Origin of the sequence: Arthrobacter zhaoguopingii (assembly GCF_009828595.1) — a bacterium.
In the GTDB taxonomy this organism is placed as follows: Bacteria; Actinomycetota; Actinomycetes; order Actinomycetales; family Micrococcaceae; genus Arthrobacter_D; species Arthrobacter_D zhaoguopingii.
Genome location: NZ_WPNY01000014.1, coordinates 81202 through 95016 on the forward strand (window position 1 = coordinate 81202; position 13815 = coordinate 95016).

General features: G+C 69.4%; 9 protein-coding genes. 5 read left to right on the forward strand and 4 right to left on the reverse strand.

Annotated elements, in window-relative coordinates:
* Positions 1-66 precede the first annotated feature (66 nt).
* The 4 genes from GVV86_RS16060 to GVV86_RS16075 all read left to right on the forward strand — a co-directional run bounded on the left by GVV86_RS16060 (position 67) and on the right by GVV86_RS16075 (position 6151).
* Positions 67-822, forward strand: a complete 756-nt coding sequence (locus tag GVV86_RS16060; RefSeq protein ID WP_159803367.1) for a MerR family transcriptional regulator — start codon at positions 67-69, stop codon at positions 820-822.
* A gap of 261 nt (positions 823-1083) precedes the next feature.
* Positions 1084-2781: an NAD(P)/FAD-dependent oxidoreductase gene (locus tag GVV86_RS16065; protein WP_246670018.1), complete on the forward strand. Its 1698-nt coding sequence runs from the start codon at positions 1084-1086 to the stop codon at positions 2779-2781.
* Positions 2778-4250, forward strand: coding sequence for an ATP-binding protein (locus GVV86_RS16070; RefSeq protein ID WP_159803369.1), 1473 nt, complete (start codon positions 2778-2780; stop codon positions 4248-4250). Before GVV86_RS16065 ends, GVV86_RS16070 begins: the two co-directional genes overlap by 4 nt.
* Positions 4247-6151: a cation:proton antiporter domain-containing protein gene (locus GVV86_RS16075; RefSeq protein ID WP_159803370.1), complete on the forward strand. Its 1905-nt coding sequence runs from the start codon at positions 4247-4249 to the stop codon at positions 6149-6151. The genes GVV86_RS16070 and GVV86_RS16075 overlap by 4 nt, the downstream gene beginning before the upstream one ends.
* A gap of 186 nt (positions 6152-6337) precedes the next feature.
* Here GVV86_RS16075 and GVV86_RS16080 read toward each other — a convergent pair whose 3' ends face one another.
* Positions 6338-10888 (reverse strand): S8 family serine peptidase, encoded by a 4551-nt coding sequence (locus GVV86_RS16080; RefSeq protein ID WP_159803371.1) that lies wholly within the window; start codon positions 10886-10888, stop codon positions 6338-6340.
* A 138-nt stretch (positions 10889-11026) separates the two neighbouring features.
* Positions 11027-12031 (reverse strand): helix-turn-helix domain-containing protein, encoded by a 1005-nt coding sequence (locus tag GVV86_RS16085; RefSeq protein WP_159620631.1) that lies wholly within the window; start codon positions 12029-12031, stop codon positions 11027-11029.
* Between the two features lie 176 nt (positions 12032-12207).
* Here GVV86_RS16085 and GVV86_RS16090 point away from each other — a divergent pair, with 176 nt between their 5' ends.
* Positions 12208-13053 (forward strand): HpcH/HpaI aldolase/citrate lyase family protein, encoded by an 846-nt coding sequence (locus tag GVV86_RS16090; protein ID WP_159803372.1) that lies wholly within the window; start codon positions 12208-12210, stop codon positions 13051-13053.
* Between the two features lie 24 nt (positions 13054-13077).
* On the opposite strand, the gene GVV86_RS16095 is transcribed toward GVV86_RS16090, so the two are convergent.
* Together GVV86_RS16095 and GVV86_RS16100 are read right to left on the reverse strand one after the other, a co-directional pair.
* Positions 13078-13308: a zinc-ribbon domain-containing protein gene (locus tag GVV86_RS16095; protein WP_133403577.1), complete on the reverse strand. Its 231-nt coding sequence runs from the start codon at positions 13306-13308 to the stop codon at positions 13078-13080.
* Between the two features lie 162 nt (positions 13309-13470).
* On the reverse strand, positions 13471-13815 hold a 345-nt coding region (locus GVV86_RS16100; protein WP_201291483.1), incomplete at its 5' end, for a fatty acid desaturase family protein.

The following is a 13815-nucleotide window of genomic DNA, read 5'->3' on the forward strand; positions in this document are numbered from 1 at the left end:
TGACCTTGACGCTGCGTCAACTCCTACGCTGGATCCGCCACGGAATCCAGAACGGGAGAAGAGAAAGTGGAACGGTCAATCCAGGACGTCGCGAGACTCGCCGGCACCACCAGCAGGGCCCTGCGCCACTACGGGCAGCTGGGCCTCCTTCCGCCGTCGCGTGTGGGCGCCAACGGCTACCGGTACTACGACGACGACGCTCTGGTGCGCCTTCAGCGCATCCTCCTCCTGCGCGGATTCGGGCTGGCACTGCCCGCCATCCGGGACATCCTCGATGGCGGTGAACACCCGGCCGCTGCGCTGCGCACCCACCTGGGACAACTGCGCCGTGAACAGCAGCGGATCGGACAACAGATCGAATCGGTGCTCGGCACCGTGCGGAGTCTCGAGAGAGGGGAGCCATTGATGGCTGAGAACATGTTCGACGGTTTTGACCACACCGAGTACAAGGAGGAGGTGGAGCAGCGGTGGGGCGCCGACGCGTATGCCGCCGGTGACTCCTGGTGGCGGGTGAAGAGCGATGCCGAACGGAAGGACTACGCGGCGGCGGCCAAGCGTCTCGCCGACGGCTGGGTGGCCGCGGCGTCCGACGGTGAGCGGCCGGAGGGTCCCCGCGCGCAGGAGCTCGCCGCCCGGCACTTCGAATGGCTGTCCGAGGCGCCGGGGATCCCCCGCGAGGGCGGCAGGCCGGCGAAGGACTACGTGATCGGGCTCGGGGAGATGTACGTCGCCGACCCCCGCTTCAGCGCGGTCTACGGAGGACCGGAGAAGGCTGGGTTCGTGCGCGACGCGCTGCGGGCCTACGCCGACGCGAACCTCTAGGCCCCGGCCCGGATCCGCTGATCCCGGCGCGGCCCGCCCCGCCTGCCGCGACCTCCCGGAAACCGGGAGGGCGCGGCAGGGCGGGCGCAGGCGCTATTGACCCTCCCCGGCACAGATGGTTCGATAATCGCGTGCGCCCCGAGGCGCACCGGACGTGGGAGGCCCAGCCATGGGATCAACTTTTCTTCCATGGGGCGGGAGCAGGAAAGCTGCTCAACACGAAGGTGCCGGGCCGGGCTGCCGGCCGGCACTGGGGCGGCCGTGACTGCCCCAGCGGGCCAGCGGAGGGCCGCCGGCGCAAGGGGGCTTGTCGCCATCCTCACCGTCGACGACGAACCGAGCGTCTCCCGGGCCGTCGCCCGTGACCTCCGCCGGCGCTTCGGCGAACAGTACCGGATCGTGCGCGCCGACTCGGGGGCCGAGGCACTCGAGGCGCTGCGGGAGCTCAAGCTCCGCGGCGACGAGGTGGCCCTGCTCATCGCCGACCACAAAATGCCCGAGATGAACGGCATCCAGTTCCTCGAGGCGGCCATCGACATCTATCCGGCCGCCCGCCGGATGCTGCTGACCGCCTACGCCGACACCAGCGCGGCCATCGACGCGATCAACGTCGTTGATCTCGACCACTACCTGCTCAAGCCGTGGGACCCGCCGGAGCAGAAGCTGTACCCGGTCGTCGATTCCCTCCTCGAGTCCTGGCGGACCGCGGACCGCCGGCCCGTCCACACCACGACCCTCGTGGGCCACCGGTGGTCGGCGCGGTCCGTCGAAGTGCGCGAATTCCTCGCCCGGAACCAGATCTCCTACCGCTGGCTGCCGGTCACCGAACCGGAGGCGCAGCGGATCCTGGCGGCGGCAGGCACCGACGGCTCGGTCCTTCCAGTGGTGGTGACCGCCGGTGGGGACGCCCTGATCGCCCCCACCGACACCGTCCTGGCCGAACGCGTGGGACTGAGCACCGCCCCGCTCGAGGATTTCTACGACCTCGTGGTGGTCGGCGGGGGCCCGGCGGGGCTGGGGGCCGCGGTCTACGGTGCGTCCGAGGGCCTCCGGACGGTCCTCGTGGAGAAAAACGCCACCGGCGGGCAGGCGGGGCAGAGCTCACGGATCGAAAACTACCTGGGCTTCCCCGACGGTGTTTCCGGTGCCCAGCTGGCGGACCGGGCCCGCCGCCAGGTCTCCAAGTTCGGTGCCGAGGTGCTCACCACCCGCAACATGACCGGGCTGGAGGCGCGGGGCGGGGCGCGCGTCGTGACCTTCGATGACGGGACGGAAATCGCCGGGCATGCGGTGGTGCTGGCGATGGGCGTGGCCTACAAGACCCTGGCAGGCGTTGGGCTCCCGCACCTCACCGATCGGGGTGTCTTCTACGGTGCTGCCACCGCCTCGGCGGCCGACCTCGCCGGCGAGGACGTCTACATCGTCGGGGGAGCCAATTCCGCAGGGCAGGCCGCCGTCTATTTCGCCCGCACGGCCCGCTCGGTCAAGCTGCTGATCCGTGCCTCAAGCCTGACGGCGTCGATGTCCTCCTACCTCATCGACCAGATCGAGGCCACCGCGAACATCGAGCTCCTGCTCCAGACGGAGGTGGCGGCGGCCCGCGGCGAGGACCACCTTGAGGGGCTGACCCTGCGGAACCGGGAAACGGGTACCACCCGGGAGGCGGAGACGAACTGGCTGTTCGTCTTCATTGGAGCCGATCCCCACACGGAAAACCTCGAGGGGGCCCTGGTCCGGGACAGCCGCGGGTTCATCGTGACCGGCAACGACCTGCTGACCGACGGCAGGCCCCCTGCGGACTGGCCGCTCGACCGTATGCCGTACCCGCTCGAGACCAGCATCCCCGGGGTGTTTGTCGCGGGCGACGTGCGCGCCGGCTCGGTGAAACGGGTGGCCTCAGCGGTCGGCGAAGGCGCCATGGCCGTCACCCTCGCCCATCGATACCTGGCCGCGCAGTGAACGGGGGCCAGCGGTGCGATCCGGAGGAGCTCCGCACGCTCTTTCTGTTCGAGAAGCTCACCGAGGAGCAGCTCGCCTGGATCTGCGAGATCGGCACCATCCGCTCCTACGGGGCCGAGACGATCTACAGCGAGAACACGCCGGCGGAGGTGTTCTACGTCCTGCTCGACGGCGAGGTGGTGCTGACCCGCCGGGTCGGCGACGACGACGTCGAACTCATCCGCACCAGCCAGCGGGGCGTGTACGCCGGCGCGGTGCAGGCCTACCTCCGGGACCGGGTACCCCAGATCTATTCGACATCCTTCCGGACGAGCAGGCCGAGCCGGTTCCTTGAGATCGGGGCCGAGGACTTCGGCAACCTCGTCGGCGACTGGTTCCCGATGGCGCTGCACCTGCTCGAGGGGCTGTTCCTGGGAATGGAGAACACCCGCGAGGTGATCGCACAGCGGGAGCGGCTGATGGCCCTGGGCTCCCTTTCTGCCGGACTGACCCACGAGCTCAACAACCCGGCGGCGTCGGCGCTGCGGGCCACCTCCGTGCTGCGGGAACGGGTTGCCGCCCTTCGTGACACGATCCATTTCGCGGCGGGCCTGACCGTGGCTCCGGAGGCGCTCGAGCGGCTCGTCGTCCTGCAGGAGGAGGCGCTGCGCCGGTCCGCGCACGTCGGAACCCTCGGCCCGCTTGAGGTCTCCGACCGGGAGGACGCGCTCGCCGACTGGCTCGAGGACCACGGTGTGCAAGGCAGCTGGGAGCTGGCCGCGACCTTCGTCCAGGCCGGCGTCGGCGAGGACTGGCTGAGGGAGGCCGCAACGGCCGCTCCCGACGGCGACATCAACGGGGTCCTCCACTGGCTGGCCAACGTGATCGTCACCGAACAGCTGATGAACGAAATCCAGGATTCGACCTCCCGGATCTCCACCCTGGTCGACGCGGCCTCCCAGTACTCCCAGCTCGACCGCGCGCCCTACCAGGAGGCCGACGTGCGTACGCTGCTCGACAGCACGCTCGTCATGCTGGCCCAGCGCATCGGTGCCGGGATCACTGTCGAGAAGACCTACGACCCTGGACTGCCGATGCTTCAGTGCTATCCGGCCGAACTCAACCAGGTCTGGACGAACCTCATCGACAACGCTGTGGCCGCCATGGAGGGGCAGGGCCGGCTGACCGTGACCGCCGTCCGCGAGCGGGACATGGTGCTCGTGGAAATCGGGGACACCGGGCCCGGCGTTCCCCGGGAGTTCCGGGGGCGGATCTTCGAGCCGTTCTTCACGACCAAACCCGTGGGCAGCGGAACCGGCCTCGGCCTCGATATTTCCTGGCGGATCGTCGTGAACAAACACCATGGGTCGCTGAAGCTGGTCAGCGACCCGGCCACGAAGTTCCAGGTGCGGCTGCCGCTGCGGCAGGCCGCGGAGGACGACAGGGCCGGCCCCGCGCCGGCGCAGGAACACCAAGCCGCTCGCGGATGAACCTCGCCCTGACCCTGCTCACCATCGTGGCCGTGATCTGCGCCGGCAGCGCCCTGGCCACCCGGTGGCGGATGTCGGCTCCGCTGCTGCTCGTGGTCATCGGAGTGATCGGGTCCTACCTGCCGTTCATCCCCCCGGTGCGACTCATCCCCGAAATGGTGCTGATCGGCATCCTGCCCCCGCTGCTGTACGCGGCCGCCCTCCGGACTCCCGCCGTGCAGTTCCGGGCCCTCAAGCGTCCCATCGCGCTGCTCTCGGTCGGCTACGTCATCTTCGGCACGGTCACCGTGGGGCTCCTGGTCGCCTGGCTGGTCCCCGATGTGCCCCTGCCGGCCGCGTTCGCCCTCGGCGCCGTCGTCGCGCCCCCGGACGCGGTCGCGGCGACATCCATCGCGCGGCGGGTGGGGATGCCCCGCCGGGCCGTGGCGGTGCTCGAGGGGGAGTCGCTGGTCAACGATGCAACCGCCCTGGTGCTGCTGCGCTCCTCCGTCGCCGCGCTCGCCGGGAGCATCAGCCTGCTCGAGATTGCCTTCGAATTCGTGGTGGCGGCCGCGGGAGGCGCGCTCATCGGCGCCTGCGCCGCCCTGGTGCTGCTGGGAATCCGCAAGCGCGTGCGGAACGTGCCCATCAACACGGCGATGTCCCTGGCCGCACCCTTCGTCGCGTTCCTGCCCGCCGAGGCGCTCCATACCTCGGGGGTGCTCGCGGTCGTCGTGGCTGGCCTGATCATCGGCACCCGGACCCCTGCGATGCCCGGCAGCGCCTCACGGCTGAGCCAGCGCACCAACTGGGCGACGGTCCAGTTCCTCCTTGAGAACGCGGTGTTCCTGCTCATCGGGCTGCAGGTGCGTTCGATCGTCGACGCCGCCCTGATGGACCCGATGGGCCCGGTTCGGGTCTGGACCGTGTGCGGCATCATCCTGCTGGCGGTCATCGTGCTGCGACCGGTCTGGGTCTTCCCCGCCAGCTACCTGCCCCGGCTCGTTCCGCGGATCCGGACCACCGAACCTCCGCTGCCCTGGCAGCTGCCGGCCGTCATCGCGTGGGCCGGGATGCGTGGGGTGGTCACGCTGGCGGCGGTGTTCGTCCTCCCGGAGGACATTCCGCACCGGCCGGTGCTCATTCTCGCCGCCCTCGTCGTGGCCGCCGGCACCCTGGGCATCCAGGGTTTCAGTCTGCCCTGGGTGGTGCGCCGGCTGGGGCTGCGCGGCCCCGACCGCCGGGAGGATGCGCTGCAGCGGGCCCTGCTGGTGCGCCAATCCACCGCGGCCGGTCTGGGGCAGCTCGAGGGACGCATCCTTGCCGAGGACTCCCCGGAACTGCTGGGGATGCTCCGCCGCCGCACCAAGGAGTGGAGCGCCGCGGCCTGGGAGCGCCTCGGTCCGCCCGAGGAGCAGCTCCAGACGCCCAGCCAACGGTATTTCGAACTGCGGATGGTCATGCTCGGCGCCGAACGCCGGGAGGTGCTGAAGCTGCGCCGGCAGGGCCTCTATGCCGCCGAAGTGGTCGATGAGGTCCTTGAGCGGCTCGACTCCGAGGAAGCGATGCTTGAGACGTTCCTCGCCGAGGAAGCGGATGAAGCCGGCGGGACTGTTCCTGCGGTGGGCCCGGCCGCCCTGGCGGAGCCGAGGGACCGGCCCGTCCGGGACGGGTGTGCGCATCTGCAGGACGCGCCCGAACGGCAGGCGCCGGCGGACCCCCAGTGCCGTGACTGCGCCCGTGAGGGGACGACGCCGGTGCACCTGCGGATGTGCCTTGAGTGCGGCGAGGTCGCATGCTGCGAATCCTCGCCCGGCCTGCATGCCGACCGGCACTTCCGGAACACGGGTCACCCGCTGATGCGCAGCGTCGAACCGGGCGAGTCGTGGCGGTGGTGCTACCTCGACGAGGTGCTTGGCTGATGGAGGCCCGGGGCCCGGACCCGCACGCCGCGGGGAAGCTGGCACGCGCGGGGCGAAGATGAAAGGGCCCGCCCGCGGCTGCCGGGCGGGCCCTGGTGCTCGCTGATCGGCGTGCGGGCTGATCAGCGTGGGGACTGATCAGCCCGCGGTTCGATCAGCGGGAGAACTGATCAGCGGAGGGCCCGGTCAACCGGCGGCCCTGATCAGTTCGGCGGTGTCGGCGCGGAACAGTCCGCCCTGCCGGGTGCCGACGAACAGCCACTTCCCGTCGTTGCTCGCATCGAGCGACGTGACCGAGGTGGAGGCCAGCCCGGCGGACACGTTCTTCCAGGTGAGACCCCCGTCCAGGCTTGCGAGTACCCCGCGGCCGTGGACCCACAGCGGTGTGGGGCGGAAGGTCGTCGATCCGGCGAACAGGACGGTCGAGTGTCCGCGCTTGCCCTTCACGACGGCCTCGGTGATCGAACTGGTGTACATGTCGATCCCGCCGACGTCCGAGCGCGTGAAGCTCTTCCCGCCGTCGGTCGAGACGGAGATGCCCCGGCCCCCGGCGACGACGTGGAGCGGATCCACCGGATCGACCCAAACGGTTGAGGTTTCCCCTTCCTGCACCTGACGGATCGTGGCTCCGTCGTCCTCCGAGAGGTAGAGTCCCTCGTCGGCGGCAAGCCACATCCGGGTGTCGTTCGAGGGGTCGATGGCGATGTTCCGGATGGTGATCGGGTGCTGGTATGTCTCCCAGGTCTGCCAGGCGTCACGGGTGACCAGGAGGCCCTTGTCCCCGAAGTCCGCGTAGCTCCCAGCGCCGTGCGCTGTCGTGGTCGGGCTGGCCTCAAGGTCGTGGATCACCTGTCCGCGGGAGGACCTGCCGGCCTGCGTCCAGGTTGCTCCGCCGTCGGAGCTCACCTCGATCCGGTGGGCGAACCAGGCATCCACGCGGGTCCTCCACAGGGCGTTCCGGTCCCCGGCGTCCTGCTCCAGTTCATCGGAGCGGACGCCGATCATGCCCTCCCCGCCCGTGGGGCCCCATTCGACGATGTTGGCGGGCAGCTTGCGCCCGGCCGGAAGCTCGCGCGATGCGGAGCCCTGATCGTCGGACACGAACAGGCGCGGGGCGCCCTTGACATCGGTCGACGCGATGACGTCCTTGATGGTCGTGGCAGCCACGCCCAGCCGCTTGAAGGAGTCTCCGTCGTTGCGTGAGGCGTAGAGGCCGCTCGTTTCCATCGCTACGAGCAGGGAACGTCGATCGTCCGGCCACCGGGCGAAGTCGCTGCCGATGCCGCCGCCTCCGCCCGGGTAGGTGAAGTCCTTCCAGGTGACGCCGTTGTCGGTGGAGCGGGCATATCCGTTGTTGCTGGTGGCCCGGATTAGTTCATCTCCCACCGCGTGGACGTCGATGGCGAAGGATCCGAGCGGCTCGGTTGTCCTCCACGTCGAGCCTCCGTCGGTCGAGGTGGTGACCCGATCGCGTTCGCTGACGGCCACCACCGAGCCGGTCGCGGCGACCCCGGTGATGCTCCGGTCAGGGGATTCGTACACCAGATCGGGGGTGCCGGGGCTTCCGAAGACGTCCTCGACCCGCCAGACCCGCTCGGTCCCGGCGACCAGCAGGTTGCCGTTCTGCAGCGCGGCGCCGGTGACCGCTCCCGCCCAGCGGAAGGGCAGGTGGGACCAGGTGGCCCCTCCGTCGAGGCTGATCTCCACTCCGTCCGCGGTGAGGACGGCAAGCCTGCTGCCGTCATTGACGACCGCGGAGACGTGCTTGTCGGGCATCGGCAGGACGCTCCAGGTCTTCCCGAGGTCTTCCGTGCGCAGCAGGCGCCCGGCGTAGCTTGGGTCCATGGGGGGATTCGTCCCTCCGCCATTGACGGCGTACCAAAAGGCCTTGCCGTTTTTCGGGTCGGCTAGAGGGATACCGCTGCCGTCGGCCACCGGCAGGGACCTCATCTGCCGCCACGAGGCGCCGTGATCGGTGGTGATGAAGGGGCGCACCGACGTCGACGTCGTCTGCATTGCAGTTCCTGGTGCGGCCGGCGAAACAGCGAGCTGGTCCGAACTGGCGTTCCGCCCCACCTGCTTCCAGGTGGTCTCGCTCGTTTCACCGGAGACGACTTCCATCGAGCCTGACCCCGCGATCTGGCTGCCACCGGTGACGCCGGTGGCGGTGAGAGTGTAGGCACCCACATCGCGTGCCTCCACGTCGGCGCTGTACCAGCCGGGCATCGACGGCGACGGAACCGTAGTGACGGTGAACGGTTCATCAGTCCCGCCGTTGGGGGACACCGTCAGGACTGGCGTCTCGTCAAGGCGGAGGAAGGAGCTAATCAGGACCCTCGTCGTTCCGGGAGCCGCGGGCTGGGGCGTAGCGGTGACCGAGAGGCGGCGCGAGAGCTGCAGGTAGGGGATGCGCACCTCGGTGCCGTCGCTCAGACGGGCGAGGATGACCCCCGAGAGCTCCGAGTCGGCCTCGGACACCGTTGCGGATGCCACCGCCTCCACCGGGACCGAGGCGCCGGGTGCGATGCTGACTTCGGGGCTGCTCAGCGTCAGTTCACCGGCGCTGCGGTCTGAGGGAAGGACCTCAAGCCGCGCAGAGACCGGCTCGCTGGAAAGGTTCTTCAGGGCGAATTCAAGGGGAACGGGCCGGTCCCCCCGGGCGTCGGCCTGGCCGAACCCGAGGGACGACGGTGATGCGAGAACGCTTGCCTTCTTCAGCGTGCCCGTGTCGGCCCGGCCGGCGCCCTGGAGGGTGGGGGAGAGCCGTGCGGACGCTCCCGCGAGCTCCTTTGAACTCCCCACGAGGAGCGAGCGAAGCGATGCCGGGTCCAGGTCGGGATGCTGGGCGCTCGCGATGGCCGCGGCTCCCGCGACGAAGGGCGAGGCCATCGACGTTCCGGAGAGCCGGGCGAGATTGCCGGGCGCCCCGAAGGTGGATGGAACCATTGAGAGGATATCCAGACCGGGAGCAACGATTTCGGGCTTGAGCCGGCTGCGGACTGTTGGTCCGCGGGAGCTGAAGCTGGCGATGGTGTCGGTCGCGTCGACCGACGAGATGGTGATCCGGGCAGTTCCCTCCTCCACCGCTTCGGCGAAGGCAGCGTATTCCGAGTTCTTCATTCCGAGGACAACGAGCGAATCCAGCCGTGAATCACTGCTCTGGGCGAGGGGCCCGGACGCGCTCGGTGCGGCGTCGGTGATGCCCGGATCCACCCCGGGTCCCGTGGGATCCCCGGGCCCGATTACGGGTGGAGTGTCGCTTTCAGGAGGAGGGCTGTAGAAGATGACTGCCGCCGCGCCGCGCTCCTCGGCGAGCTGGGCGATCCCAAGGAGGCCGCCGGCGGATTCGGTGGCGCTTCGGGGGAGTTCGGCCTGATGGGCGACCACCTTGCCGGCGACATCGCCCGCCGCGTCGAAGTCTTCGGCCGTTCCTGCCCCACCGACGGCGACCACCGGTGCGGTGAGGTCCTGTTCCGGCGGATTCGCGCTGAACGGAGCCCGCCAGGTGGTGAGTGTGCGCTGCATGGGAGCGGCGAGCGCCGCTGTGGCGACCCGGTAGTCCGTCACCGATGCGCCGACGGCGAGGACGTCCGCGGCCGCTGCGGGTGTTCCGATGGTCGCTTCCCCCGGGCCTTCATTTCCTGCGGCGGCGACCACCAGGACGCCACTCTGTGTGGCGTTTGAGGCTGCGTCACCGAGGGCGTCGTTTCCATCCCCTGGACCGCCGAGGCTCATATTGATCACATCGGCCGGGCGCTCGCCGAGGGGGTCCGCCGCGGCTTCAATCCCGGCGATGATCGCCGATTCCCATCCCGCGCCCTCTTCGTTGAGCACCTTGTAGGCAGTGAGGGCCGCCTCGGGCGCCACTCCGGGTGCCGCCCCGGTCCCGGCGACAATTCCGGCGACGTGCGTGCCGTGATAGTGATCGTCCATCGGGTCGTCGTCGTCATTGACGAAGTCGTACCCATCCACCACCTTGAAGCCCTCGCCGAATCCACCGCCCAGTTCCGGCAGCGAGTAGTCGATTCCGGTGTCGAGGACAGCGACGACCGAGCCCTTCCCGGCGGCGGTTTCCGCCGTCGTCGGGGCATCGGCGTCGTCCGGCTGGGTGCTCTTGGCGGGCTTCGCTGCGTCTTTGGGAGCGGGCTTCGCTGAGGGCTTCGCCGTCGCCTTCGGCGTGGGCGCGGGGGCCGCGGGGTCGGTTGGAGGAGTGGGCTTCTCGGCGGGCGCAGTCGGCGCGGTCGTCGCCTCCCCATCTTGGGCGGGATCGGCCGGTTCCGGTGCCGGGGCGGTCTCGAGGGAATGGACCTGGCGGTCGAGGTTCACCCGGGCCACGCCGGGAATCCCGCGGAGTGCCTCGAGCTGGCTCGGGTCAACCGTGGCGATGACGGCGTTGAGCACGCCGGTGACGTGCCGGGTTTCTTCGAGCCGGATGCCGCGGGCTCCTGCCTCGGCAAGGACGCCCTCCTGCGCCCCGGTCACCTCGGCGCGGGCCGAGCGGTAGGCGCTCTGCGCATCGGAGCGGGCGTTTCCCGTTCCTTTCCGCAGTGCGTTGGCCGTGGCATCACCGAGCCGGGCGAGCGCGTGCTCCCCCTCGAATTCGATGATGACACGTTGGGATTTATTGGCGGCGGAGGCGGGAGGGCCCTCAACGGCCGTGAGGCCGCCGGCGAGGACCGCGAGCGCCGCGGTGCCTCCGGCAAGGTGGGTTAGGGAACGGGAACCGAGTATCGACATGGACATCCTTCGTCACGATCGCCTTTTGGCGTGCCGTAACTCTACGGTTCCATGCACCGAATAAATGGCCGCGGGAGGCCGATGGCCGCAGGAGGCCACAAAATGGTTGAATGCCTGTCCCAATACGTCATCGAACCGTCACAGCCACCCGCGTCGTGCTGCCTCCGCCCCGGCCTGGAACCGGTTGGCGGCTCCCAGTTCTGCCATCAGGTCCTGGCTCCTGCGGCGCAGGGTGCGCGCCGACATGCCGAGCTGGCGGGCGATGACCTCGTCCTTCAGGCCGGCACCGATCAGGGTGAGCATCGCATGCTCCTCAGGGGTCGGCGCCCGCTCCGGCCGGCGCCCCGGAGTCGTGAGACCTCGGGCGACGGCCTCAGGATTGCCCGCCACCGGGATGGCAGAGCGCCAATAGAACTCGAACAGCTGGCAGAGGGCCTCAACCAGCGGAGGCGACTCGGTGACGAGGGCGTCGAAGCGTTCCCCCTCCAGGGTGAGGGACACCATGGCGACCGTGCGGTCGGCAATGGCCAGCTTGAGGGGGAGATCGGGTGTCGCCCGCGCTTGTTCCCCGCGGGCGACAAGGCGCTGGACCTCCTCCCAGCCGCCCTCGTGCTCGAAGCTGGCGGCGGAGTAGATGGCCCGCCACGACACCCCGCGGTCAAGCACCACGGGTTCGAGCGGATTCGAGGATGCCGACACGTAGGGAGGCCGGTCGAACGCAAGGAACTCTCTCCCCGCCTGGTGCTGCAGCCGCACGTACCAGGCGGCCAGCGCATCGGCCCCACTCAGGACCTGTGTCTGGGGTGCGTCGGCCTGGCTCGAGCGGCCGGCGTCGAACTGGTCCGCCAGCACGCCGATGTGGTCGCGGATGCGGGCCAGGCCGTCGCTGTGCCGGTCGGTGAGGATCCGCAGGGCAAACCGGGGATCGACCGGCGCGTAGTCGCCGTTCTCGGTGGCCCGCCGGGCGACAAGGCCCATCCCGCGCAGCTTATCGAGGCGGCCCTCGGCCTCCGCGTGGGAGATTTCGAGCTGTTCCGCCACCACGGGGACGCTTGCCGCCCCCTGCCGCAGCACAAGGTGGTAGATGCGTTCACTGGCCTCGTCGATTCCGAGGAGGTCGAGAACGGTCTCATCCTTAGCCATGGCAGAAAGCCTACCGAGGCCGGGCCCGTACTGCCGCAGCCGGGCCGTTGGTTTCGGCGCCTTTCCGGTGCCGGGCCGCGCCGCACGCCCGAGCGGCGGCGGGCTGCGGTCCCGATTTCCCGGGGCGGTTTCGTCCCCGTTGGATAATGGGCCGTCCCCCTCAGTAGTGTTTCCCTATGGCCTCCCTTCGAAACAGCCGCGCCGCCGCGCTCCCAGCCAAACTTTCCCGATCCTGGCTGCTGGCTTCAGCGGCCTCGGAGGCCAACTTCGCCCCGGCGCTCGCCTCTGAGGCGGACTCCGTCATCTTCGATATGGAGGACGCGGTACCTGCCGACGCGAAGGTTGAGGCGCGGGACCGCGTCGTCCAGGCCCTGTCCAGCGGCATGACCGCCTGGGTGCGCGTCAATGGGATTGAAACCGACTACTGGGCCGATGACCTCGCGGCCCTCTCCGGGCTCCCCGGCCTGCGGGGGGTCATGCTCGCCATGACGGAGAAGCCTGAGCAGGTGACCCATACCGCGATGCGGCTCAAGGCCGGAACTCCGGTCCTCGCCCTGGTGGAATCGGCGCTCGGCATCGAAAACGCCACGGCCATCGCGAGTGCCCCGGGAACATTCCGTCTGGCCTTCGGTGTCGGCGACTTCCGCCGGGACACCGGCGCCTCTGACGACCCTCTGGCGCTTGCCTATGCACGGTCAAAGCTTGTTGTCGCATCCCGCGTCGGCCAGCTTCCGGGCCCCATCGACGGGCCCACCGTCGGGGCGCTCGGTGATGACCTGCTGCAGGCGAGCAGGGTCACCGCCTCAATGGGGATGACCGGCAAGCTATGCCTTTCTCCCGACGCAACCGACACGATCAACAGGGCGCTTTCCCCGAGCGAATCGGAGATCCAGTGGGCCGTGGAGCTGCTCAGCGCCCATGCCGCCGGCGCGGTGGTGGGGGACGGCTCCTACCTTCCGCGGCTGGCGCGGGCGCAGAAGATCTCCTCGCTCGCCGACTCCTACGGACTCTGGAACGCCTGAGCCGGTGGGTCGCCGTCCGGCGCCTTAGACTGCCATGGCCCTCTGCTGTTGCGCGCTGAGCGGCGATGCCCCTCCGCAGTTGGTGCACACCAGAAGGCGGCTCTTGCGCACTGTCAGCAGCGGGATGAAGAACACTGTGAACTTCGTGGCCCGCTGAATCACCTGCTGCGGAGCAAAGCGCCCGCAGAAGTGGCAGCTGGCGGAGCGGGAGAACAGGACGCGCTCGCGTGAGGTGAGGCCGAACAGGAAAAACATCGTGCTCCTTCAATGGCATGGGGTTGTCCGAGGGGCCTACGCTACCCGCAGTCCGGACGAAATAGGAAGTAGGCTGATGATTGACTTACCGCAGCCTGTCCGGGTGCCTTAACCCAAAGACGTCCCGCACCGGGGGTGCGGGACGTCCTTTGAAGGCGGAGGCTACAGCCGGCGGTATTTGTTGACCATGGGGCAGTCGAAGGGGTCGCGGGCGGCGAGGCCGACCCGGTTGAGGTAGGTGACCACGGCGGCGTAGGAGGCGCCGACGCCGACTTCGGTGTAGGGGACCTTGAGGCGTTCGCAGTGCTCGCGGACGATCTCGGCGGCGCGGCGCAGGTGCGGGCGGGGCATGTCCGGGAAGAGGTGGTGTTCGATCTGGAAGTTCAGGCCGCCGAAGGCGTTGTTGATGAAGGATCCGCCGCGGATGTTGCGTGAGGTCAGGACCTGCTTTTGGAAGAAGTCGAGTTTGCTGTCCTCGGGCACGACCGGCATGCCCTTGTGGTTCGG